Origin of the sequence: Adhaeribacter rhizoryzae, from assembly GCF_008629685.1 — a bacterium.
In the GTDB taxonomy this organism is placed as follows: Bacteria; Bacteroidota; Bacteroidia; order Cytophagales; family Hymenobacteraceae; genus Adhaeribacter; species Adhaeribacter rhizoryzae.
The window spans coordinates 127,867-151,095 of sequence record NZ_VWSF01000007.1 but is presented as its reverse complement, the minus strand read 5'-3'; the positions used below and the strand labels follow the sequence as shown (position 1 = coordinate 151,095).

Below are 23,229 nucleotides of genomic sequence, written 5' to 3'. Positions count from 1 at the left end.
CATGAAAATCAGGGCTATTATTACAGGCGCTACCGGCATGGTAGGAGAGGGTGTGCTACACGAATGTTTGGCGCACCCCCATGTAGAACACGTACTGGTAATTAACCGCAAACCTCTGGGGATTGCGCATCCGAAACTAAAAGAAATTATTCACACCAATTTCTTCGATATATCGGCGATAGAAGCGCAGTTACATAACTACAATGCCTGCTTTTTTTGCCTGGGCGTATCATCGGTGGGGATGGCTGCCGATGAATATTACCGCTTAACCTACGACTTAACCATGCACGTGGCCCAAACCTTAGCCCGGCTTAACCCCAATATGGTTTTCTGTTATGTTTCGGGCGCTGGTACCGATAGCACCGAACTGGGCCGCAGCCGGTGGGCGCGGGTAAAAGGCAAAACTGAAAACCACCTCCAGCAATTGCCTTTTAAACAAACGTATCTATTCCGGCCGGCCTATATTCATCCTATTCGGGGGCTTAAGAACACAAAACCTTACTTCGCGGCTTTTATGTGGCTTTACCCCATATTACGGCGCTTTTTGCCACAGTATGTATCTACGCTGCAAGAAGTTGGCCGGGCCATGGTAAACGTGGTGCTTAAAGACTACAATAAACCCGTGTTAGAAGTTAAAGATATTAATGCATTAGCGAAAGCCTGAAAATTATTTATGGTTTAGTTTCCAGGGAAAGGCTTTCTTTGATTATTGCTATTTACAATTTCTTGGGGTAAGTTTTCAAAGCTTACTTTTTGCCATATCTATACTATAAAATAAATCCGTAACAGACCTATATTTCATTTTTAGTAAAACAAAGCTCCTCATTTACTAATATTTTAGAAAGAATTAAATTTCTCCTCGCTAGTTTTTAATTTCTTCGGCAAAAGCTATTTTCTTAAAGCATTTACTGCTTAAGTACTCATTACTATTATTATATTCTACTGCAAATATAAAGAACAGCTATATTTTAGATAAAGTGTAATTTTATTGTAATATCGCTAAATAATAAGTTAGTAATTTTAATAATTCATAACGAACACTTATCTTTGTTACGAATTAAATATTACTCTTGTGAAAAACATTCTATGTTCTGCACTGTTAATGATGGTAATTTCATTAAGTGCGTTTGCTAACAACGGTACCGACAACGGAAAAGAAAAAGTATCTGGTTATACCAAATCTACCTTTAATACACACTTTGCTGGTGCCGAAAATGTAACCTGGTCAGCTTCTTCCAGATTTCAAAAAGCTACTTTTACGAAGAATGGCAAAACCATGACTGCGTTTTACGATGCCCAAAATGAGTTGGTGGGTACTACGCAATTGGTAGAAATAACAGCTTTATCTCCTAAAGCCATCAAAAACCTGGTTAAGAAATATCCTAATTACCAGATGGGCGAAATAATTAAATATACCGGTAACGAAGAAGTTTACTACGTGAACCTGAAAAACGAAACAACTAATTTCTTAGTAGAAATTACCCCCGATATGGATGTGCGTTATTTTAAAACCTTAAAATAAGGCCTGAAAATTTCCCTGTTTTCTTACATCCTTACCGGCTACTGCTGGTAAGGATTTTTTTTACCGCTTAGTGGTACCTTTAGTTGAGCGGCCTCTCCGGCCACCGCTTGCCCCAGGAGTTCTTTTAGTAGGGCTTGCATTGCTTCTAACTTCAGGCTTACGACCAGTAGCAGCGCTTTTTGCTCCGCTTCGGGCATCTGTATTGCTAGTACGCTTATTGCCGGAGGTTGGTGGCCCGCTTCGTTTTCCGCTGCCAGGTGCTCTGGCCGCGCGGCTACGGGCAGGTAAGCTTTCCCCGAAAAAAGCATCTTCTTCCCTTTTAGTTGCTGCACCGCTTTTTCCGGATTTGGTTCCGGCTATTTTTTTCAGCGTTTCTACTTCGGCTTCGGTGAGCGTGCGCCAATGGCCGGTTTGCAATTTTATTGGGGTAAAGTTAGCAATGCGCACCCGCTGCAAATGGGTTACTTTATAACCCAAGGCTTCGCACATGCGCTTAATGTGGTGGTTCATGCCGGGCTCCAGCACAATCCGGAAACGGTTAGTACCTTCTTTTGCGACAAAAACTTTTTTACGGCTAGTCCCTGGCGTTGGTGCACCACCCTCACTAATGCGGGTCAGGAACTCGCCGGTAACAGGTTTATCCAGGGTAAGCACGTATTCTTTCTCAAAACGGGTATCAGCTTTGGTCATTTTGCGGGCTAGTTCGGTGTCGTTGCTTAAAAACATCAGACCTTCGGCTTCGCGGTCTAAGTGGCCAATGGGCTGCAACGTGGCCGGGTAATTCAGCGCACTAATAATATTATTACGCACCGAAAGGTCGGTGGTGGTGGCAATACCCGCCGGCTTGTTAAACAACAAAAAAACTATTTCTTCTTCCCGTACGTGCAGCAACTCGTCGTCAATGCGTACTTTATCTTTAGGACCTACTTTGGTACCAGCATCCGGAGTTTTATTGTTCACCGTTACCCGACCTTCTTCAATCAACCGGTCGGCTTCGCGCCGGGAACAAAAGCCAGCATCGCTAATATATTTATTTAATCTTTTCGGTTCCATAAGCGTGGGCGCAAGGGTAAAGAATAGTTGGGCAATAGTTTATAAACGTGGGTTAATGCAAAAAGTAAATTTAAAAAGAGCAGTCACTAAATTTAAAGCTATTTTAAACTGCTTAACCAGCCGCCAAAGGTAGGTCAATATTTTTGATTTGGCAGATTCCGGTCAATAAATTAGCAATGTGGGGAGCGTAAGTCATTTGCAAACACCAGTTCTAATTACTCGGAAAATATTCCTTTATTGCCATCAGCAACTGCAAAATAAGCTTTTACCTGACTGTTTTAAACTTATTGCTATTTTACCTGATTAGCTTAACTCCAAATAATACTTACCAGATTATTTCTTGCTGGATGCCAATATTTGCTCTGCCCCGGGCTACCTTTTTACGTTCGGCTTTGGGCAACGCTGCTTTTTTAACCATATTACCGGTGCTGCTAATGGTATAAACGGGTGTTTCCGCGTACCGCGATGCTACTATTACCTCAGTACCTGCAGCGTGGGTGGTAAATATTTCGCTAACCAGGTTGGGGCAATTATTATTTTTAGAAAGGTGCGCCAACAGCAAATGGCTCATGTGGGCCGGCTTGTAAGTAGTAAATAATGTGAGGGCTTGTTTATTAGATAAATGCCCTTTATCGCCGCGAATGCGCCGTTTCAGATGGTACGGATAATAGCCGTTATCCAGCATTTCGTCGTCGTAGTTGGCTTCCAGAAAAGCCGCGTGGCATTCGCTGAAATGATTAATCAGGTTATCACAACATGTGCCAATATCTGTAAATATTCCTACTTTAACATCCTGGCAGGTAACTACAAAACTATGCGGGTCGGCGGCATCATGAAACTTAAGAAAAGCTGTAACCGATAGCGCCCCAATATGCACAGGTTTATCCGCTACAAAAGGTACTACCAGGTTTTGCGGCAAATCCAGGCGGCCAAAGCGTAAAGTTTCGGGTGTAATATATACCGGCAACTGGTATTTTTTAGCTAATACCGGCAAACCCCGAATGTGGTCGGAATGCTCGTGCGAAATAAAAATAGCTTTTACTTTACTCATGCACAAACCCAGCCGCTGCATCCGTTTTTCGGTTTCGCGGCACGATATGCCGGCATCGACCAGAATAGCTTCCTGATCGTTGCCAATGTAATAGCAATTACCGTTACTTCCGGAATTTAACGAGGTAATAAATAGGGACATAAGTAAATACAAAGAAACAGTTTTTCGCCGATTTTTCAACCCGCTACAAACAAGTATGTCGCATAACAAACTTCTTACTCAGCCCAGTTCCTGTTTTATTGTTATTACTGGTACTGCCCTGATAGTTAAACCAATTAAATATTTCTGTAAAAATTGCCTGACCATACTGCCCCCAATATCTCCGGCAACCTCATTCAAACATAACCGTTATAAATTCAGATGAGCCGCGCTTTTGTAAAAGAAGATGATGCGGGAGAGCCCCCGATAATTCCGCCCCGGGCAGCTTTGCCGCCGGGTACCCCCAACTATGTTACCCCGCAGGGACTGGCGCAACTCCGCGCCGAGCTAACGGATTTAGAAACGGTGCGCACCCGCACCGAAGCCAACCGGGAAGACGAGGCTAACCGCACCAGGCAACTCACCATCTTGAACGGCCAACTTAGTGCGCTCACCAGCCGCTTAGCCAGTGCCAAAGTAGTAGACCCACGCAGCCAGCCTGTAACCGAAGTACGTTTTGGCGCAACGGTTACCCTACGTACCCGCAACAATAGCAAAAACCAGGACCGGCGGTTTACCATTGTGGGCGTAGATGAAGCCTCCGTAGCAGATGGGAAAGTAGCCTTTGTAGCTCCTATTGCCCGGGAAGTACTGGGAGCCAAGCTGGGCCAAACGGTAACTTTGCGGCTGGGCCGCATCGAAGAAATAGCCGAAGTAGTAAATATTACCTACGAACCTTAACTGGTCGGTAACCCCGAAATATAGAATGTTAGTCTGAATACCTAATTCAGTAGGAATTAAATACTAAATAATATATTCCTCCGGTTATATTTGCCCACACATCTTAAGCGCCTTTTTGTATGATAAATAAATCTTCTACCTTAGAAAAGTTAGCAGCTTATAATTATTGGGCAAACGATAGGTTGTTACAGCACTTAGAAAATATGCCCGGCGAAATTCCGGAAACTACTTTGCAGCTATTCAGCCACGTAATAAATGCGCAGGTAATCTGGCTAAGCCGACTTGAAAATATTCCGGTTTTATTGCCGCTTTTCGAAACGCATACCCTGAGCCAATGCCGGGAACTTCACGAAACGACGTCGGAACAATTTCAGGAATACGCCACGCTTAACGTTCCCGAACTCGAAACTGAAGTTATTTACACCAATACCAAAGGCGAAGGTTTTTCTACTTCTATCCACGATATTTTAATGCAGGTATTTAACCACGGCACTTACCACCGCGCCCAGGTGGCCCGCGATTTGCGCCAGCACAACCTGGAACCTATAAATACTGATTATATTACTTATGTCCGGAGCAACTAATTTTATTCTGAAATTTTATTCTGAATATTTCAGGCAAAAGCTCCCGCTACTAGTGCGGCAGCTTGCCTGAAAAATATTCTATTTATCTCTTCACAGAATCTGGTTTGGTTTCGGTGGGAGCAGTTGCCGGTTTAGTTTTATTGCGGTTAAACAAGGAATTAAGTTTTTCGGAAGCTTGTTTTTTCAGGCGCGCTTCGGCTTCCAGACGCTTCTTTTCTATTTCGACCTGTACTTTGGCTTCGGTTTCGGTGCGCTTACGATCCAGTTCGGCCCGTAGGCTATCTTCCACCACCTGCTTCTTGGCTTTTAAGTCGGCTTTGGCATCGCCGAGTTTGGCCTGCACTACATTCTGCACCAAATCTTTAGCTTGGGCTTTAGCCGTACCACCCGCTAAGGCTACTTTGGGCGCGGTAAGCGTACCACCAATATTTAAGTTTAAGGTAACGCGCTCGGTGCCTTTAATATCTTTCAGGCCGGTTAGCGACGTAAGTTTAGCATTTAAAGCATTCCCTAATTTACCGGTAGGTACATCTAAGGCGGTAACGTAAGCAATATCGCCGTTAATATTGTTAGTGCCGCCCACGGTCATTTTTATATCGCGCACCTGAATATCAAAGGGTTTCACCACCAGGTTACCGCCTACTATTTCGGCGCCAAAATCTTTGTTTTCGATTATTAAATTCCGGATTTCATTAAAATTAGTTACTTCGCTTATTTTATTTAATACCTGCACATTGGTAACCACGGCCTTAATAACTTCAACTACGCCTTTACCAGTTAAGGTGCTAAATATGGGCAGCATGTCTTTACCCAGCTCTCCCGAAAAATTAAAATCTGTAGAGAATTGTCCATCGAGTAACCGGGCAATAGGAGCCAAGGCTTTTACCGTATTAAAGGCATTGTAAGCCGATTTAAAATCGAGGTTATTAATATTGAGCCCCATGGTAAACAGCGGTCGCTGCAAATTTTGGGTATTATAAGAGCCCGACGTAACAAAGCTGCCGCCCAACGTATTAAAAGCTACTTTCTCTAAGCGGGCTATGCGGTCTTTAATAACAACGGTACCCTGGGTATTATTCAGTTTTAAATTGCTGTAAACTACTTCTTTTACCGAAGTATTCAGCACAAAATCAACATCGGCGGGCACTTCTACTACGCCTTCGGTGGGTGAGTTGGTAGGCTTACCGGAATATTCGTCTACCATCCATTCGTTTACATCAAAGTGGTTCGAGTTCAGGGTTAAGTTACCACGCAAAGGCTGATTTTTGGAGAATAGATAACCCATATAATTAGAAATGGTACCGTTTACCTGAATATCGCTTTTACCTACCGCGCCGTTTAGTTGCTGTACGTTTATTTTTTCGTTGTTAAACTGCACCTGTGCCTGGTTTACTTTCATGCCCTGGGGCAAATCTTTGCTTACATAAGTTAAGTTATTTACCTGCATGTTGCCGCTGGCAGTTAAGTTGTCGTAGCGGCCGGCTTCCACATCGGTCATTTTGCCTTTGGCGGCTACATCGGCGTTAATGCGGCCGGTTACAGTCATGTCGTCGAGCGGGAATATTTTGGTAATCTTAGTCAAATCCAAAATACCTTTTATCTGCGCATCAAAAGCGGGTTTGTCAATATCCTGGATGGTAACGCGGCCTTGTAACGGCTCGCCATCGAGCAGCATGTTAAAGCGGTCTACCACAATGCGGGTATCGTTGGTGTTGCCGGTGGTGTTGGTTACCGTAGAGGAGAAGTTTAAATTCTGAATAGGCGCTGGAAAATCTTTTGACTTCACAAAGCCATTGGCCAAATTCAGGCGGGCACGCATTACCGGCATTTGGGTTTTGCTGTAAGTACCTTTGGCGGTAGCATCTACGTTTAACAAGCCGCGCAGCGTCATGCCTTCTACCGGAAATACTTTAGTCATTTCGGTTAAGTCAATGTTTGCTTTTACGTTACCGTCTACCTGCATCGGTTCCAGGCCATTTATAGTGGCGCGGGCATCTACCGGGTTTTTACCTAAGTCCAGGTGAAATTTATTTACCTGTATTTTTGTGTTGTTTACAATGCCGTCGGGGTTATCTACCTTCATGTCTACGTTAATATTAGTAGCGGCCTGCGGCAGGTCTGGGTATTTGAACCGGCCATTACTTACTTGCAAATCAATGCCGAAACCTGGCGTTGAAACTGCGTTGGAGCGGCCTTTGAGATAACCGTTAAAAGCCATTTTACCTTCGGTCTGTACATCCTTAAATTTTTCGGTAAACATGCCCGGCACAATAGAAAGAATATTTTTAAAATCCGTTTCGGCAGCTTTAAAGGTTAGGTCCAGGTCAATATCTTCCGTCGGCATGGCAATAGACCCGTTAAACCCAAACGGAAATTCGTTGATCCGGATTTTGTTTTCTTTAAACGTATAAAGCGATTTATTCAGATCCATAGCCAGGGTTACATCGGCATCCAGCAGCGTATTTTCTAAATAATTAACGCCGCCGTAGGTCATGGTAAAAGCATTGGCCGTGGTTTTGGATTTCAGGTCGAAAATATTCTGCTCGAAATCGCCGCTGCCGGTATGGTTTACCTTATGCGCTACCAGGCCCATGGGCAAGGTTAAATCTTCGTACACAAAAGTGCCGTTTTCTATTTCCCAGCCTTTAATAGCCATTTTAAATTCACTGGTAGTAGTATCAGTGGGCGTTTGAACCGTATCGGATTTAAAAATATCCCAGTTGGCTTTGCCGCTTTTTAAAACAATTAATTTAATACGCGGGTTTTTCAGGTTAATAGATTTAACTTTTAGTTCATCGCCGGAAATAACGCTCATTAAATCCAGGCCCATGCTAAAGGCCGGCAAGGCCGCCAGCGTATCGCGCTGAAAAGAATCCTGACCAATTACGGTTAAATTATTTACGGTTAACGACAGATTAGGAAAGTTGCGGAACAAACTCAGATTTACATCATCGGCTTTATAAATAACCCGGGCAGCTACGTTTTTTTCAATTTGTTTATCCAGCACCTGCTTTACTTTATCCCGAAACAAGTAAGGCAGCAAAGCGGCCGCTGCAATAAGTACCACCAGAAATACAGCGATACCAATTATTAGTTTTTTCATGGCACTATTAATTAAGTACTATATTTAAATAGCGAATTTAGCTAAATTTTATTGCCCCAGGTTTTCGCTTCTTAAAATTTATATCCGGCATTATACCTAAACCAGCATCTAAACGTTTGGTTAAGCAGGCCGGAAAATTTTACGCTTTGCCCGCCACCGGTTATTTTTGGCAATTATATGCGGTTTAAACTTACTCAATTATTATGCCTGTTCAGTTGGCTGCCGTGTACCGGTTTAGCCCAGGACCTGCATTTTACCCAGCAGTATGCCAATCGCTTACACCTGAACCCCGCTTACGCCGGCCTGCACGCCGATTACAGCGCTGCTTTTACTTACCGCAACCAGTGGCCTAAACTACAAGGTGCTTTTGTTACGAACCAGTTTTCCGGCTACTATCGCCTTAAAAACCAGCAATCTTCTGTGGGGTTGGTAATTTCTAACGATAAAGCCGGCGAGGGTGGTTTTGCCAAGTTTCAGGTAGGCGGCCAATACGCTTACCAATCTATGTTAAGCGAGAAGCTGGCTTTTAGTTTGGGTATGCAGTTAAGCTACGGTTCGCAGCGCCTCGATTACACCCGTCTTACCTTCGGCGACCAGCTCAACGACGATGGCACCACCAACCCCAATTCACAAGAGCTAAACTTTTACGACCCGGTGCGGTATATTAGCGTTGGTACGGGCGGTGTGCTTTACAATAATAATTTTTGGCTTAGTTTAGCCGGCCACCATTTAAACCGGCCCGTTATTGGTTTTAACGATGCTTCGGCTTATTTACCCGGAAAAGTTATTTTAAACACCGGCTATAAATTTCCGTTGAAAACGTACTATTATTTGAACAAACCTTACGAGTGGAGCGTTACACCCAGCGTTACGTATACGCAGCAAGGTCCCTTTAAAAAAACTGATATTGCTTTGTATACTACTTATACGCCTTTTACGTTTGGTCTATTGTACAGAGGCTTACCTTTATTAAGCAATTATGCGTATGATCAGTCGGTAAGTTTTCTGGCAGGTATTGGCTTAGCATCGTGGCGGATTGGTTACAGTTATGATGTTCCGTTATCGCCGTTCGGAACCCGGAACGGCGGAGCACACGAAATATCATTATCTTTTGAAAAGGTAGATTATAACAAAATATTTAAAAAGCGAGTATCCGGAAAAAATTATAAAAGAATACCTTTGCCGGGTGTGTAATTTTTGATATAATTGCGAATTATATTGATAATATTATTAATTTTGTCCAAACAGGTAATGAATAAATATTTATGAATTTTTTAAAGTACGTAACCTATGCTGCTGCAGGCATAATGCTAATGGCATCCTGTAACAAACGTGGCAATCCCACCAGTACCGACCCTGGCCGGGCAAGTACCAAAACCGGTATCGAATACAACGAGGAGGAAGGTTTCCAGGTGGCGGATTACGCCGATATGCCGGAAGGTCCGGGCCTGATATTTATTGAAGGCGGTCGTACTACCTTAGGCTCCAGCGAAGAAGATGTAGCCATGACCCGCGATAACATCGAGCGTACGGTTACCATTGCCTCTTTTTTCATGGACGAAACCGAAGTAGCCAATATTCACTGGCTGGAATATTTAATGTTCGTAAAAAGAGATTCGGCCGAAGAATTTTACCGGTCGGCGCTGCCCGATACTACTGTTTGGGAAAGAGAACTTTCTTTCAACGACCCTTACAAACTTTATTACCTGCGTTATCCGGGTTTCCGTTTTTACCCGGTAGTTGGAGTTAGCTGGGAACAAGCCAATGACTACTGCTTGTGGCGTTCGGCTAAGGTTAATGAAAAATTAGCTTCCGGTGGCAGCAGCAGCGGCGGCCGTAAATTTGGAATATTTGGCAAAAGACGTCAGGCTGCCGGAGCGGAGGCTCCTGCCGAAGGCGGCGCTGGCAATTCTATTGAGTCTGGCATGTTGCTGCCAAATTACCGTCTCCCAACCGAAGCTGAATGGGAATATGCGGCTCAGGCCATGATTGGTACCCAGTTAGATGAAGATGAAAACCAAGCCAACCGCCGGATTTATCCTTGGGATGGCCACCAGTTACGTAACCCTTATGGCAAGCGCCAGGGCCAGTTTTTGGCTAACTTTAAACGCGGCCGCGGTGACTACGCCGGTATTGCCGGTAGCCTGAACGATGGTGCGATGATTACCGAATACGTTTATTCTTATCCGCCAAACGATTTTGGTTTATACAACATGGCGGGTAACGTAAACGAGTGGGTACAAGATGTTTACCGTCCGCTTTCCTTCCAGGATGTAGAAGACTTAAACCCGGTTCGCCGTGGTGGTGGTACCACCGACCCAGCAAAGGATTATGCTGCTGGTGCTGAAGGAGGTTTCCAATCTTTAATTACCGACGAAGTGCGTGTGTTTAAAGGTGGTTCCTGGAAAGATGTGGCTTACTGGTTATCGCCTGGCACCCGTCGTTTCATGAAACAAGATTCTGCTACTTCTACTATTGGTTTCCGTTGCGCCATGATCAACACTGGTTCAAACAGATAATTAATTCAGAATAATATATTTAAAAAGCCTGGGCCTTTTGGTTCAGGCTTTTTTGTTTTAAAACTTATCCAAAAACTTCAATAAGTGTAGTAGCTGCGACTTCTGGCCAACAAGTTGCGGGTAAAAACACCATAGCGGCCAGGCTAAGGAAAAAACTATAGTCTATCCGACCGGCCACCATCTACCTGGAGCATAGCTCCCTGCACAAAGGCGGCATCATCGGAGGCCAGGTAAGCAATTGAGGCGGCTACATCTTCCGGTTTCCCTACGTTGCTCCGATCTATTTTTTCGATACCGGCTTTTACGTTTGGGTTCTCCCAGAGCATAGGCGTATCGATGGCACCTGGTAATATAGCATTAACCCGGATGCCTTTGGGTTTGCCTTCTATGGCCGACGAGCGGGTAAAAGATAATAAAGCGGCTTTGGCAGCGGCATAGGGGGCGACCATAGGGGTAGTTTCAATGGCGTGGATGCTGGAAACATTCACAATCCGGCCACCAGCCACCATGTGCCGAAAAGCATATTTGGTAAAGTAAAAAGCGCCCAGTAAATCTACCGTTAGTATCCGGAGCCAATCCTCGCCGGTCTGGTCTTCTATGGGTTTAAAGAGCATTAAACCAGCATTATTTACAACTACATCCAGCCGGCCAAATTGCTCGATAGCTCCTAAAACCGTGGCTTTAACCTGCTCTTCTGCAGCTACATCGCAGAGAATGGCCCAAACGGCCGGGGCCCCGGCGGCTTTTACTTCCAGTTCGGCAGCCTTTAAATTTTGCTGATTAAAATCGGCTAAAACCAGCCGCGCCCCTTCCGAAGCAAATCTTTTGGCGGTAGCTAAGCCTATGCCGCTGGCCCCACCGGTAACAATAACTACCTGATCTTTAAATCTCATGCGCTTACAATTTAAGAATTAGCCGGTGCATTAGTAGATGCATCTTTACGGGCTTTTGCCTGCCGGATATTTTTCAGACCCACTTCTTCATCGTATTCTTTGGGCAATACCACTGGTACCCGTAAACAAATACTTTGCGTGGGCAGCACTTCGCTCCAATCCCGGATTAATTGATGATACGCCGTACCTACCGGCCGGATGTTGCGGTCTAAATCGTATAAACCCAGCGGATTGACGTGGCCGTTGTTTTCGCGTAAGGCTGAATCCCAATCTACCTGGTCTGTTAAAGAATACCAGGTAAAGCCCAGAATAGGCATACCGTCGTTGCGCACCCGGAGCACATTGGCCCATTGTTTTTTTAACCAGTTTACAGCCTCATCGCCGTTAGGTCCCTGGTTCAGATTGGTTTCGGTGTGCATAATTGGTAGCTGGTAGCGGTTGTAATATTGCGACGTGATAACATGGTAGCCGAATATTTCGCCGGCAGCCCAGGTGCGGCCATCTGCCGCTACCCGGTGTTCGTTGGTTACGTAATAGTCATTGCCCATAATACAATGGCGCTTCATTTTATTATGCAGAAAGAAATGGTATTCTTCCCGGGACATTCCGTTATCCATCAAGTATTCGTACATCTCCGAATCTACTCGCCGCCCATAATTTAAATCTAATGAGAGAAACCGTTTACCATTCATAATCTCGGCCGGACCTATAGCCCGGGGATTTTCGGCATGAAAATATTCCGAAGATTCGCTTTGTATAAAAATAGCATCGGGCCGCACTTCCAGAATGGCCCGCATGGCCAGAACATTGGCTTTTACAATATGCTTGAGGGCCGTTACGTAAGACTGGTCAGTAGTGAGTTGTTCATTCCACCAACCGTACTTGGCCGAAAAAAGGGCACAAATATACATTTCGTTTACCGGCGTATAAAGCTGCACCCACGGAAAACGGGCCGCAAACGCTCGGGCATATCCAGCAAATAAATTCGGAAAATCCGGATTCTGAAAATTCCCTATCCAGTCGGGCACCCCAAAATGACACAAATCCACAATTGGCACCAGGTCGCGGTGGTATAATTCGGCAAAGGTTGCATCGGCAAAAGACCAATCGTAGTTATTAGGCCCCAAAAAAGTTTGGTGAATAGGCGGGCCATAACGCAGAAAAGTTATACCTAACTCCTGCACTAAATCGAAATCTTTTCGCCAATGCGTATAGTGACCACACTTTTCTAACTCATCCATCCGGTATTTTCCATTTTGTATAGTCGGCGCGCTGTTCTCAATGCCGGTAGCAAACATAAATCCGGGAGTTATTTGGTTGGTCATCATAGTGGGTTCAGACTAATAAGGAAATTACAGGAACGTTTAAAAGAGTACCAGCACCTGGTAATAAAAACACTTTCTGTTAAAACAAAGCAAATTGTGTCAGCTAGTAAAGTTTGTATATAGCCATACGATATTTATAATAATTTGCCTATTTAATCTACTAAGAACCAGGAGTTAATAAACATACCAGAATAGAACCTAAAAGAATAGAAGCAGAACGACTTAAACCTTCTCCTCAAATATCTTTTTCACTTATTCTGACAGCCACATTGGAAAATCACCCCAACAGCAATCAGAGCTAAAGTCGTTATGTTGTACGAAATACCTATATTCAAAAGAATATGCTTTAGCGCTGTATAAAAGCTGAAATATTCAATCAGCATTGCTAAACCGGAATTTATGATATTCTTGAACAAAAGATAGTTAGAGAACACACTTTTAAGACTACGGCTAACCAGAGTATCAGCAACAGCCTCAAAGGGGCGTTATAACTTAGCGATGGGTGCAGCCCATCGGAATAAATAAAAGATAATTAAGGCTAAAGCCCTGTAAGGGCGTAATACGTAATAATCGGATTAGCTATAAAATATTTCACCCATTCAGGGCTAGATTATTTCTTTCACAGGGCTTCACCCTGTGCTAAGTTATAACGCCCTTTCAGGGCTGAGAGAACGGTTAGTAGTTGCTGTAAATGATACAAAGCGCTATAATGGAGAGGAAACTTAACGAGGTAACTTAGAGAGAAAACAATCGGTAGAGAAAAACTTTATATCTGGCAAATAAGCTAAGCCGCCGCAATGGTGCAAACACTCACCTCAGCACAACCAGCTTTCAATAAAGTTAAACCACAAGCTTCCAACGTGGCACCAGTTGTAATTACATCATCTACCAGCAAAATCTTTTTACCCTGAATAATGGTTGGGTCTATCACTTTAAACACTTCCGCTACGTTTTCCCAACGTTCGGGCCGGCTTTTATGGGTTTGCGAAGAAGTATATTGGGTGCGTTTTAGTACCTGGTTACTCCACGGGCAACTTAAGGCATTGCCTAAGCCACGGGCAAAGCTGTCGGATTGGTTATAGCCGCGTTGCCTTCTTTTGCGTGGGTGTAAAGGAACCGGCAAGATTAATTCAAAGGCATGGGCGTAACCGCTTTCTTGCAAATTGTGTCCGTACCAAGTACCCAACAATTCGCCTACTTCCTGTACACCCTTATATTTTAGTGCGTGCAACAAACGTTGTGTACGACCAGCCCGGTTAAAATATAAATATGCCAGCACGTGCTTCATGGGCAACTTGCCATAAAACCTTACTGCAAGCGGGTTCAAATCTGGTGGCTGTAAATGAACGTTGGTATAAGGCAGTTTCAGGCGGCAATGCGTACATACCAAATCTTCGCCAGCCGCCAGCGTTCTTTCGCAAGCCTGGCAAAACTCCGGAAATAATAAAGTTAGAAAATCGGAGAAGATATTTTTTAACCCGGTCGGCATAGGTGGTTTAGGTAACTTATGAGTAACTTTATAGTTTAGTTATACCTCAACTTTTATTAACATTTATATACATGAACCAAGTACAGGAGTTTAACGATTATCGCAGCCGGATGAACGAAAAAATTATGGCCGCGGATAATAAAGTAATAAAACGCTTTTTTAACCTCGATACAAATGCTTACCAGGATGGCGCCCTGGACGTGAAAACCAAAGAAATGCTGGGATTGGCATGCTCCATGGTTTTGCGTTGCGACGACTGCATTAAATACCATTTGGGTAAGTGCAAAGAATGCGGCCTCACCGATGAAGAAATTTACGAAGTGTTTGCCATTGCCAATATTATTGGTGGTTCAATTGTAATTCCGCATTTTAGGCGGGCCGTAGAATATTGGGAAGAACTAAAAACTGCTTAATTGCCGCTGATGGAATTTGAAAAAAGCGAAGATTTTGAAACCCGCTGGCTCGAATTATTGCGCAGCCTGCGCGCCCGGTTCGGGAAAGAACTTCATTTAAATGGTATTTTATTTTTAATTGGGGTACAGGAACTAGGCCAGGGTATTAGTGAATTTACGAAAGAACAAAAGCAGGATTTAATGCACATTGCCACCTGCAAATTATTTAGCCTTTCGGGTTATTACGAACTCGATAGAATAGACGAAGATGGCTGGCCGCACTACAAAGCTGTAAAACCCATTCCCAGCGCCAACCTAAAAGAACAGGAACGCATGCTGAAATGGCATATTTTAGAATATTTCGATAGAGAAGAATAGATTTATGAAAATTATTAGTTACAACGTTAATGGTATCCGGTCGGCTATTAGCAAAGGATTTTTAGATTGGGTGCAAGCCGCCAACCCTGATGTATTGTGCTTACAGGAAATTAAATGCTGCGAAGATAAACTCGATAAAGCTGCTTTTGAAGCCTTGGGTTACCACGCCTATATTCATCCGGCCATAAAAAAAGGCTACAGTGGGGTAGCCACCTTTACCAAACAAAAACCCATTGCCGCTACCGTGGGCTGCGGCAATAATCTTTACGATTGCGAGGGTCGTGTGCTGCGCCTCGACTTTCCGGAATATTCGGTATTAAACGTGTACATGCCTTCGGGCTCCAGCGGCGACGAGCGGCAGGCTTTTAAAATGCGCTGGCTCGATTTTTTTCTGCAATACGTACAGGAAGTACGGCAACAAGTACCCGGGTTGGTTATTTGCGGCGATTATAATATTTGCCACCAGGCCATCGATATTCATAACCCAAAGTCTAATGCCAACAGCTCCGGCTTTTTACCCGAAGAGCGCAGTTGGTTTACCCATTTCCTGTCGCATGGTTACATCGATTCGTTCCGGCACCTGAACACCGAACCGCATAATTATACCTGGTGGAGTTACCGCGCCGGCGCCCGCGGCAAGAATTTGGGTTGGCGGATTGATTATGCCGTAGTAACCGAGAACTTACAGGAAAAATTAAAACGCGCGGCTATTTTACCCGAAGCTAAACATTCGGATCATTGCCCGGTTTTAGTTGAAATTAGTTAGAAAAATTATATATCATTTACCTGCTAACTACCGTTTTATAGTATAAAATTTAAATAAATAATATAATTCATTATCTTACGTAGATAATAATTATCACCCAGGAATTACCTTCCCGGATTATCTTAGTATAAGTTAACGCCTCCCTTAAATATATAATTATGGCACCTCAACATTCAGCCATGCAGGCGGTACTGCACCAACTGCAGGAGTTCAAGAAAAAGTTTTATTTAAACTTATTAATTAAGGGCATTATATTTTCGGGCGGCTTAATCTTAACATTCTTCCTGCTTTATAACCTGCTCGAATATTTCTTTTACTTTCCGTATTACGTGCGGGCGTTTTTATTCTTCTCGTTTTTAGGCTTGTGTTTATATGCATTTTTGCGCTGGATTATGGCGCCATTGGCAGCTTTTATAAACCTGAGAAAATTATTAACCGACGAGCAGGCCGCCCGGCAGGTGGGTAATTATTACCCCGATATTAAAGACCGGCTGTTAAATACCATTCAGTTACAGGCTGTTACTACCGGCAATGATCTGATAGCAGCCAGTATTAACCAAAAGTCGCAGCAGTTATCGGCTTATCATTTTGCCGAGAGCATTCGCCTTACCGAAAATAAACCGCTGCTGAAATATGTGTTGATTCCAATGGCTTTTATGCTGGGCATTGCGCTTATTTACCCCAGTTTATTTGTGCAGGGTACCGAACGCATTATTCATTACAAGCGGCATTACGCGCCGGCAGCGCCGTTTACTTTCGAAATTCAGAATAAAAACTTACAGGCTTTTCAGGAAGAAGATTATACCTTAAATGTAAAGCTCGAAGGCAAAACCATTCCTAACGAAGTAACCCTGCTATACAATGGCCGGGAGCAAAAACTTACCCAGCAGAAAGACGGTACTTACAGCTTTACTTTCCAGAAACTACAACGGCCGATAGATTTTCAGTTAGCCGGCGGCGGCTTTTTTTCGGAAGAATACCGGTTAAATGTTTTGGCGCGGCCTAACCTCACTAATTTTTCGATTGATGTAACTTACCCGGCTTATTTGCGCAAGGAAGCCGAAACTATTCATAACACCGGTAACGTAACGGTGCCGGAAGGCAGCACGCTCCGCTGGAATTTTAAAGCCACGGCAACCGAGCAACTGGCTTTGAACTTTGATCAGCCTAAACAAACTTTAGCGGCCGTGCAGGAAGCCGATGTTTTTAAAGTTACCAAGCGCATAGATGCCACCCAGGAATATTCAATTAACCTCCGGAATAAATACAGCCAGAACAAAGAGCAAATGAACTTTTTAATCAGCAGTATTCCGGATCGGCATCCCGATATTTCGGTAGAGAATTTCCGCGATACGGCTACTTACGCTTATCTGGTACTGGGCGGCAGCGTATCGGATGATTACGGCCTGACCCGGCTTAATTTGCACTACCGTGTTACCAACGACAACACTAAAAAAAGTACCGGCTATAAGGCGGTTCCGTTAAACTTCGATCGAAACCAACTGAGCCAGACTTATTACCACCAGTGGAATTTAAATAATTTGAGTTTGCAGCCCGGCGACCGGCTCGAATATTTTGTACAGGTTTGGGATAACGATGGCGTACACGGTTCTAAAAGTTCGCGCACCCGTTTGTTCGATTTTAAAGTACCAACCCGCGCCGACCTGGAAAGAGAGGCTGCTTCTAACGCCAAATCTATTCAGAGCCAGTTAAGCAAATCGGTAGAAAAATCGCAGCAACTGCGGCAGGAATTACAGAAAGCCGACGAAAAGCTAAAAACCAAAGATAACCTGAACTGGCAGGACAAAAAGCAACTGGAAAATTTGCTGGATAAGAAAAAGCAACTGGAGCAGGACGTGGAAGCCATGAAGCAATTGTATGAGCAGCTTAATAAGCAACAAGATCGCTTCGACCAGAAAAGTCCGCAGCTAATGGAAAAAGCCAAACAGCTGCAGCAACTCATGAACGATTTGCTCGACGAAGAAACGAAAAAGCTTTACCAGGAGCTAGAAAAATTATTGCAGCAACAACAACCCAACGAGCGCGAATTGCAACGCTTGCTGGAGAAAATGAATAACAAAGAAAACAACTTGGAAAAAGAACTGGAGCGTACTTTAGAATTATTCAAGCAACTGCAATTCGAAACCAAACTCGAAAATACTACCAAGCAACTGGAAGAACTGGCTAAACAAGAAGAAAAATTAGCCGAGAAAACCGAAGATAAAAAAGCTGATTCTAAAGAAGAAAAGCAAAATCAGCGGAAAGAAGGCTCCGAAGAACAGCAAAAAGAATCGAAGCAAGACCAAAAGCAATCTAAAGAAGAGCGGCAGGAAGAATTGCTGAAGGAGCAAGAGAAAATAAAAGAGCAGTTCGAAGATATCAAAAAAGATATAGAAGAACTGAAAGAGCTGGATAAGCAAATGGAACAGCAGCACCAAATGGAGCAAACTGAACCGCAGCAAGAACAGATTGAACAAGAATTAAATAAAAGCCAGGAGCAATTACAAAAAGAACAGAATAAAAAAGCCAGCCAGTCGCAGAAAAATGCTGCCCAGAAAATGCAGGAAATGGCCAAACAAATGCAGCAAAAAATGAGCAGCGCCGAAATGGAACAAGCCCAACAAAACCTGGATCATTTGCGCGATATTCTGGAAAACTTAATTACGCTTTCTTTCGACCAGGAAGAATTAATGAAATCGTTTAGAGGCGTAAGCCAGAGCGATCCGCGTTTTATAACCTTGGGCCAGCAGCAGCTAAAATTAAAAGACGACGCCAAAATTATTGAAGACAGTTTATTGTCTTTGGCGAAAAAGGTGTTTCAGATCCAAAGCTTTGTAACCCGCGAAGTAGGGGCCATGAACGATAATATTGCGCAAAGCTTAAGCCAGATAAAAGAACGCAACGTAGGTAAAATTACCGGCTACCAACAGCTCACCATGACCTCGATTAACAACCTGGCCTTGATGTTGAACGATGCTTTAAAGCAAATGCAGCAGCAAATGGCCATGGCTATGGCCAAACCGGGCCAGGGTAAAGGCAAGCAAAAAGGCAAGCCGCAGCCCGGCAACATGGGCGATATGCAGGATGCCTTAAACCAGAAAATACAGGAATTGCAAAAAGGAAATAAATCGGGTAAGGCACTATCAGAAGAATTAGCTAAATTGGCGGCCGAACAGCAAATGCTGCGAAATGCTTTAAGGGAGTTGGAGAAACAACAGCAACAAGGCGGGAAACAGGACGGCGACAAACCAGGTGACGGCGGCAATATGGATAATTTGCGCAAAATGATGGAACAAACCGAAACCGATCTCGTTAATAAACGACTTACCGAGCAAACTATAATGCGGCAGCGTGAAATACTTACCCGTTTGCTCGATGCAGAGAAATCTGCGCGTGAGCGGGACTTAGACGATAAACGGGAGGCACAGACGGCATCCGAAAAAACACGTACGATGCCCCCGTCGTTTGAAAAATATTTGAAGACAAAACAAAAGCAAACGGAATTGCTTAAAACCGTTTCGCCGGCTTTGTCGCCTTATTATAAACAAGAGGTAAATGAATATTTTCAGAAGATGGGTAAGTAAACCATTGACGATAAGCGAAATTTTATAAAAACTATGAATCAATTAAAAATTCAGATTCCTTCATTAATTGAAAACATTCGGGTTGTGGAAAGCTTCATCGACAACTCGAAAGAGAAATTTAATATTGAGGATGACATCTATGGCAATATTATGGTGGCAGTAACAGAGTCGGTCAACAATGCTATTCGCCATGGCAATAAATTTGATAAAGATAAAAACGTTTTGCTTTCTTTGTTTGTAGAAGACGATCGCTTACGCTTTGAAGTAGAAGACGAGGGCCGGGGTTTTGACTATAATTCCTTATCGGACCCAACCGCACCAGAAAATATTGAAAACCCAGGCGGCCGCGGCATATTTTTAATGCGCAACCTGAGCGACGAAGTAGAATTTTCGAACGATGGCCGGAAAGTAGAATTAACTTTCTTTATTAATAATAATGCCTGATGAATTAATCGAGTTCGTTTCGGAAGAGGTAGATTTTACGCTTCCGGATCAGGAACCCGTAGCAGCATGGTTAGCTGCTATTATAGAAAACCATCACTTCCGGCTCGAAAATCTTACTTATGTTTTTTGTTCCGACGAATACCTATTAGAAATAAACCAGGAATACCTGGACCACGATACTTACACTGATATTATCACTTTTAATAATGCCGATGAACCGGAAATTATTGAAAGTGATATTTTTATTAGCATCGATCGGGTAAAAGAAAATGCCGCTAACCTGAATATTCCTTTCTTAGACGAGTTGCACCGGGTAATGGCCCACGGCGTACTCCATTTATTAGGCTACGACGATAAGGACCCTGAATTAAAGCAGCTTATGCGCACAGCCGAAGATAATTGCTTATCTTTGCGAAAATTTTAGCTTTAATCGGAATTATAATTTAACCCAGCTGTGTTTGGGGTTAAGCCTATATAAATAAAAATGTTTCCAGAATACGATATTATTGTAGTTGGCGCCGGCCATGCCGGTTGCGAAGCAGCGGCGGCGGCGGCCAAAATGGGTTCGAAGGTATTATTAATTACCATGAACATGAACACCATTGCGCAAATGTCGTGCAACCCGGCAATGGGTGGTGTAGCCAAAGGCCAGATTGTACGCGAAGTTGATGCGTTAGGTGGCATGAGCGGCATTGTGACCGATAAAACCATGATCCAGTTTCGGATGCTGAACCTTTCGAAAGGACCAGCTATGTGGAGCCCGCGCGCGCAAAGCGACCGGATGCGTTTTGCCGAGGAATGGCGCCTGACTTTAGAACAGTCCGAAAACCTGGACTTCTGGCAGGATATGGTGGATAACTTGTTAGTTTCACGTGGAAAAGTAGCAGGTGTAAGAACCAGAATGGGCCTGGAAATTAAGTCCAAAGCCGTAGTGCTTACAAATGGTACTTTCCTGAATGGGGTTATCCACATTGGCGAAAAGCAATTTGGTGGTGGCCGGGCAGCCGAAAGAGCCGCTACTGGTATTACCGAGCAATTAATACAATTAGGTTTCGAAAGCGGTCGCATGAAAACCGGTACGCCTCCGCGGGTAGATGGCCGTTCCTTGGATTACAGCCGCATGGAAGAGCAACGCGGCGACGAAAATCCTTCTAAATTCTCTTACACCGATACCCAACCGCTAACAAAACAAAGAAGCTGTTACATTACTTATACCAGCACCGAAGTACACGAAATATTAAAAACCGGGTTCGAGCAATCGCCCATGTTTAAAGGTCGTATTCAAGGCTTAGGTCCACGTTACTGTCCTTCTATAGAAGATAAAATTAACCGGTTCGCCGATAAAGACCGGCACCAGATATTTGTAGAGCCAGAAGGCTGGAATACGGTTGAAATATACGTAAATGGTTTCTCCAGTTCTTTGCCCGAAAATGTGCAGTTTAAAGCTTTGCGCAAAATTGCCGGTTTCGAAAACGCCAAAATGTTCCGGCCGGGTTATGCCATCGAGTATGATTTCTTCCCGCCCACGCAGTTAAATTTAACGCTGGAAACCAAAGTGGTAGAAAACCTATACTTTGCCGGCCAGATAAATGGTACTACTGGTTACGAGGAAGCTGCTTGCCAGGGATTAATGGCTGGTATAAATGCGCATAACAAAGTACACGAAAAAGAGCCTTTTGTGCTGAAACGCTCCGAAGCTTACATTGGCGTGTTAATAGACGATTTGGTAAACAAAGGTACCGAAGAGCCTTACCGCATGTTTACTTCTCGCGCTGAACACCGGATTTTGCTACGCCAGGATAATGCTGATATTCGCTTAACACCGCTGGGCTACAAATTAGGTTTGGCCAGCCAGGAGCGCTTAGAAAAAGTAGAGAAAAAAATATCGGAAACCAAAGAAGTAATCGCTTACCTGAATAATAAAGCCGTAGAACCGGAAGAAGTTAATGAAACCTTGTTAGCTTTAGGTTCGGCACCAATTTCGGAAAAAGCAAAAGCCGCTAATTTACTCAGAAGACCTAATATTGAAGTTAGCCATTTAACGCAGGCAGTACCGGTGCTAGATCATTACCTGAGTAAATACGTGCCCGATAGCATCGAACAAGCTTCTATTGCGATTAAGTACGAGCATTATATTCAGAAAGAAAATCAGCAGGCAGCTAAAATGGAAGAGCTGGAAAACTATGTAATTAAGGAACGCCTCGATTATAAAAGTATGCCGGCGCTGTCGAAAGAAGCCCGCGAAAAATTAATTAAAATAAATCCCGAAACCATTGGCCAGGCTTCCCGCATTAGTGGGGTATCGCCGGCCGATATTTCAATCTTAATGGTTTACCTCGGCAAATAAAAATGCAATACGAACGCCTGGAGCAATGCCCGATCTGCAATAAAGAAGCTTTTAAAAACTTTATGGTGGTTACGGATAATGCCGTTTCTAAAGAAAGTTTTGTAATTGTTCAGTGCGAAAACTGCTCTTTTAAATTTACCAACCCGCGACCCGACGAAGCCAGCATTGGCCGGTATTATGCTTCGGAAGAATATATTTCGCATAGTAATACCAGCAACGGCTTAACCAATAAAGCCTACCAGGTAGTACGGTCTATAACGCTCCGGCAAAAGGTGGCTTTAATTAATAAGTTTGTGCCGCAAAAAGGCCGCATTCTGGATTATGGCTGCGGCACCGGTCATTTTCTGGAGGCATGCGCAAAAAATGGCTGGCAGGTAGCTGGCTTCGAGCCCAACGATGTAGCCCGCAAACAGGCGAATGAAATAACTTATAATAAAGTTGAAGGCGCGGATATTTCGAAGTTCGAGCCCGAATCCTTTGACATGATAACGCTCTGGCACGTGCTGGAGCACATTCATGGGTTAAACGAAACAACAAAAAAAATATTAGCCTTGTTAAAACCGCAAGGCTTTATTTTAATTGCCGTACCCAACGCCGATTCTTTAGACGCGCAGAAGTACAAAGAAAACTGGGCCGCTTACGATGTGCCCCGGCATTTGTACCACTTTAACCAGCAAACCATGAAACGCTTTCTGAAAAAGCATAAAATGGAACTGGTACAAACCCTGCCCATGAAGTTTGATGCTTATTACGTAAGCCTGCTGAGTGAAAAATATAAAAACGGCAGCCCTAATTATTTCCGGTCTTTGTTGAGTGGCTATAAATCTAACACCCACGCCGGCAAAGAAACCAACGATTATTCTAGCCTTATTTATGTAGCCAAGAAAAAGTAAATCCTAT

Annotated in this window: 20 protein-coding genes; 14 read left to right on the top strand and 6 right to left on the bottom strand. The window is 43.7% G+C overall.

Translation table 11 applies throughout. The annotated features are described in order from the left end of the window. The first annotated feature begins 1 nt into the window (after position 1). Both F0145_RS11425 and F0145_RS11420 read left to right on the top strand, forming a co-directional pair. Complete coding sequence (locus tag F0145_RS11425) at positions 2-664, top strand: NAD-dependent epimerase/dehydratase family protein (protein WP_150088538.1); 663 nt, start codon at positions 2-4, stop codon at positions 662-664. Between the two features lie 438 nt (positions 665-1,102). Continuing rightward, positions 1,103-1,522, top strand: coding sequence for a hypothetical protein (locus F0145_RS11420; RefSeq protein WP_150088537.1), 420 nt, complete (start codon positions 1,103-1,105; stop codon positions 1,520-1,522). A gap of 60 nt (positions 1,523-1,582) precedes the next feature. On the opposite strand, the gene F0145_RS11415 is transcribed toward F0145_RS11420, so the two are convergent. Further along, positions 1,583-2,575: a pseudouridine synthase gene (locus F0145_RS11415; RefSeq protein ID WP_150088536.1), complete on the bottom strand. Its 993-nt coding sequence runs from the start codon at positions 2,573-2,575 to the stop codon at positions 1,583-1,585. 325 nt (positions 2,576-2,900) lie between these two features. Further along, positions 2,901-3,767 (bottom strand): MBL fold metallo-hydrolase, encoded by an 867-nt coding sequence (locus tag F0145_RS11410; protein WP_150088535.1) that lies wholly within the window; start codon positions 3,765-3,767, stop codon positions 2,901-2,903. Positions 3,768-3,986: 219 nt separating this feature from the next. On the opposite strand from F0145_RS11410, the gene F0145_RS11405 reads away from it, so the two are divergent. Both F0145_RS11405 and F0145_RS11400 read left to right on the top strand, forming a co-directional pair. Further along, positions 3,987-4,505 (top strand): GreA/GreB family elongation factor, encoded by a 519-nt coding sequence (locus F0145_RS11405; protein WP_150088534.1) that lies wholly within the window; start codon positions 3,987-3,989, stop codon positions 4,503-4,505. A gap of 119 nt (positions 4,506-4,624) precedes the next feature. Next, complete coding sequence (locus F0145_RS11400) at positions 4,625-5,089, top strand: DinB family protein (protein WP_150088533.1); 465 nt, start codon at positions 4,625-4,627, stop codon at positions 5,087-5,089. Positions 5,090-5,171: 82 nt separating this feature from the next. Here the strand turns inward: F0145_RS11400 and F0145_RS11395 are convergent, their stop codons facing one another. After that, positions 5,172-8,192, bottom strand: coding sequence for an AsmA-like C-terminal region-containing protein (locus F0145_RS11395; protein ID WP_150088532.1), 3,021 nt, complete (start codon positions 8,190-8,192; stop codon positions 5,172-5,174). Positions 8,193-8,369: 177 nt separating this feature from the next. On the opposite strand from F0145_RS11395, the gene F0145_RS11390 reads away from it, so the two are divergent. Beyond that, positions 8,370-9,386 (top strand): PorP/SprF family type IX secretion system membrane protein, encoded by a 1,017-nt coding sequence (locus F0145_RS11390; protein ID WP_150088531.1) that lies wholly within the window; start codon positions 8,370-8,372, stop codon positions 9,384-9,386. 71 nt (positions 9,387-9,457) lie between these two features. Next, complete coding sequence (gldJ, locus tag F0145_RS11385) at positions 9,458-10,711, top strand: gliding motility lipoprotein GldJ (RefSeq protein ID WP_150088530.1); 1,254 nt, start codon at positions 9,458-9,460, stop codon at positions 10,709-10,711. Positions 10,712-10,866: 155 nt separating this feature from the next. On the opposite strand, the gene F0145_RS11380 is transcribed toward gldJ, so the two are convergent. From F0145_RS11380 to F0145_RS11370, 3 genes are all read right to left on the bottom strand, one after another. Beyond that, positions 10,867-11,604, bottom strand: a complete 738-nt coding sequence (locus F0145_RS11380; RefSeq protein ID WP_150088529.1) for an SDR family NAD(P)-dependent oxidoreductase — start codon at positions 11,602-11,604, stop codon at positions 10,867-10,869. 11 nt (positions 11,605-11,615) lie between these two features. Further along, entirely contained in the window at positions 11,616-12,932 is a 1,317-nt protein-coding gene (locus tag F0145_RS11375; RefSeq protein ID WP_223815983.1) for a family 1 glycosylhydrolase, read from the bottom strand. A gap of 781 nt (positions 12,933-13,713) precedes the next feature. Continuing rightward, on the bottom strand, positions 13,714-14,418 hold the full coding sequence (locus tag F0145_RS11370; protein WP_150088528.1) for a ComF family protein: 705 nt from the start codon (positions 14,416-14,418) through the stop codon (positions 13,714-13,716). 71 nt (positions 14,419-14,489) lie between these two features. Here F0145_RS11370 and F0145_RS11365 point away from each other — a divergent pair, with 71 nt between their 5' ends. The 8 genes from F0145_RS11365 (at position 14,490) to F0145_RS11330 (ending at position 23,222) form a co-directional block, all read left to right on the top strand. Then, the gene (locus F0145_RS11365; protein WP_150088527.1) at positions 14,490-14,831 is read left to right on the top strand and encodes a carboxymuconolactone decarboxylase family protein; all 342 of its coding nucleotides are present in this window, start codon (positions 14,490-14,492) and stop codon (positions 14,829-14,831) included. A 9-nt stretch (positions 14,832-14,840) separates the two neighbouring features. Then, on the top strand, positions 14,841-15,188 hold the full coding sequence (locus tag F0145_RS11360) for a hypothetical protein (RefSeq protein WP_150088526.1): 348 nt from the start codon (positions 14,841-14,843) through the stop codon (positions 15,186-15,188). 4 nt (positions 15,189-15,192) lie between these two features. Then, complete coding sequence (locus F0145_RS11355; protein WP_150088525.1) at positions 15,193-15,954, top strand: exodeoxyribonuclease III; 762 nt, start codon at positions 15,193-15,195, stop codon at positions 15,952-15,954. Between the two features lie 158 nt (positions 15,955-16,112). Beyond that, positions 16,113-19,538, top strand: coding sequence for a DUF4175 family protein (locus F0145_RS11350; protein ID WP_150088524.1), 3,426 nt, complete (start codon positions 16,113-16,115; stop codon positions 19,536-19,538). 33 nt (positions 19,539-19,571) lie between these two features. Next, on the top strand, positions 19,572-19,982 hold the full coding sequence (locus F0145_RS11345) for an ATP-binding protein (RefSeq protein ID WP_150088523.1): 411 nt from the start codon (positions 19,572-19,574) through the stop codon (positions 19,980-19,982). Then, positions 19,975-20,406: an rRNA maturation RNase YbeY gene (gene ybeY / locus F0145_RS11340; protein WP_150088522.1), complete on the top strand. Its 432-nt coding sequence runs from the start codon at positions 19,975-19,977 to the stop codon at positions 20,404-20,406. The genes F0145_RS11345 and ybeY overlap by 8 nt, the downstream gene beginning before the upstream one ends. 60 nt (positions 20,407-20,466) lie before the next feature. Then, the gene (gene mnmG / locus F0145_RS11335; protein ID WP_150088521.1) at positions 20,467-22,329 is read left to right on the top strand and encodes a tRNA uridine-5-carboxymethylaminomethyl(34) synthesis enzyme MnmG; all 1,863 of its coding nucleotides are present in this window, start codon (positions 20,467-20,469) and stop codon (positions 22,327-22,329) included. A gap of 2 nt (positions 22,330-22,331) precedes the next feature. After that, positions 22,332-23,222: a class I SAM-dependent methyltransferase gene (locus tag F0145_RS11330; RefSeq protein WP_150088520.1), complete on the top strand. Its 891-nt coding sequence runs from the start codon at positions 22,332-22,334 to the stop codon at positions 23,220-23,222. Positions 23,223-23,229: the final 7 nt, after the last annotated feature.

Coding starts and splice junctions, on each gene's coding strand:
- F0145_RS11425 (WP_150088538.1), top strand. CDS start 2: ATGAAAATCAGGGCTATTATTACAGGCGCTACCGGCATGGTAGGAGAG.
- F0145_RS11420 (WP_150088537.1), top strand. CDS start 1,103: ATGATGGTAATTTCATTAAGTGCGTTTGCTAACAACGGTACCGACAAC.
- F0145_RS11415 (WP_150088536.1), bottom strand. CDS start 2,575: ATGGAACCGAAAAGATTAAATAAATATATTAGCGATGCTGGCTTTTGT.
- F0145_RS11410 (WP_150088535.1), bottom strand. CDS start 3,767: ATGTCCCTATTTATTACCTCGTTAAATTCCGGAAGTAACGGTAATTGC.
- F0145_RS11405 (WP_150088534.1), top strand. CDS start 3,987: ATGAGCCGCGCTTTTGTAAAAGAAGATGATGCGGGAGAGCCCCCGATA.
- F0145_RS11400 (WP_150088533.1), top strand. CDS start 4,625: ATGATAAATAAATCTTCTACCTTAGAAAAGTTAGCAGCTTATAATTAT.
- F0145_RS11395 (WP_150088532.1), bottom strand. CDS start 8,192: ATGAAAAAACTAATAATTGGTATCGCTGTATTTCTGGTGGTACTTATT.
- F0145_RS11390 (WP_150088531.1), top strand. CDS start 8,370: ATGCGGTTTAAACTTACTCAATTATTATGCCTGTTCAGTTGGCTGCCG.
- gldJ (WP_150088530.1), top strand. CDS start 9,458: ATGAATTTTTTAAAGTACGTAACCTATGCTGCTGCAGGCATAATGCTA.
- F0145_RS11380 (WP_150088529.1), bottom strand. CDS start 11,604: ATGAGATTTAAAGATCAGGTAGTTATTGTTACCGGTGGGGCCAGCGGC.
- F0145_RS11375 (WP_223815983.1), bottom strand. CDS start 12,932: ATGATGACCAACCAAATAACTCCCGGATTTATGTTTGCTACCGGCATT.
- F0145_RS11370 (WP_150088528.1), bottom strand. CDS start 14,418: ATGCCGACCGGGTTAAAAAATATCTTCTCCGATTTTCTAACTTTATTA.
- F0145_RS11365 (WP_150088527.1), top strand. CDS start 14,490: ATGAACCAAGTACAGGAGTTTAACGATTATCGCAGCCGGATGAACGAA.
- F0145_RS11360 (WP_150088526.1), top strand. CDS start 14,841: ATGGAATTTGAAAAAAGCGAAGATTTTGAAACCCGCTGGCTCGAATTA.
- F0145_RS11355 (WP_150088525.1), top strand. CDS start 15,193: ATGAAAATTATTAGTTACAACGTTAATGGTATCCGGTCGGCTATTAGC.
- F0145_RS11350 (WP_150088524.1), top strand. CDS start 16,113: ATGGCACCTCAACATTCAGCCATGCAGGCGGTACTGCACCAACTGCAG.
- F0145_RS11345 (WP_150088523.1), top strand. CDS start 19,572: ATGAATCAATTAAAAATTCAGATTCCTTCATTAATTGAAAACATTCGG.
- ybeY (WP_150088522.1), top strand. CDS start 19,975: ATGCCTGATGAATTAATCGAGTTCGTTTCGGAAGAGGTAGATTTTACG.
- mnmG (WP_150088521.1), top strand. CDS start 20,467: ATGTTTCCAGAATACGATATTATTGTAGTTGGCGCCGGCCATGCCGGT.
- F0145_RS11330 (WP_150088520.1), top strand. CDS start 22,332: ATGCAATACGAACGCCTGGAGCAATGCCCGATCTGCAATAAAGAAGCT.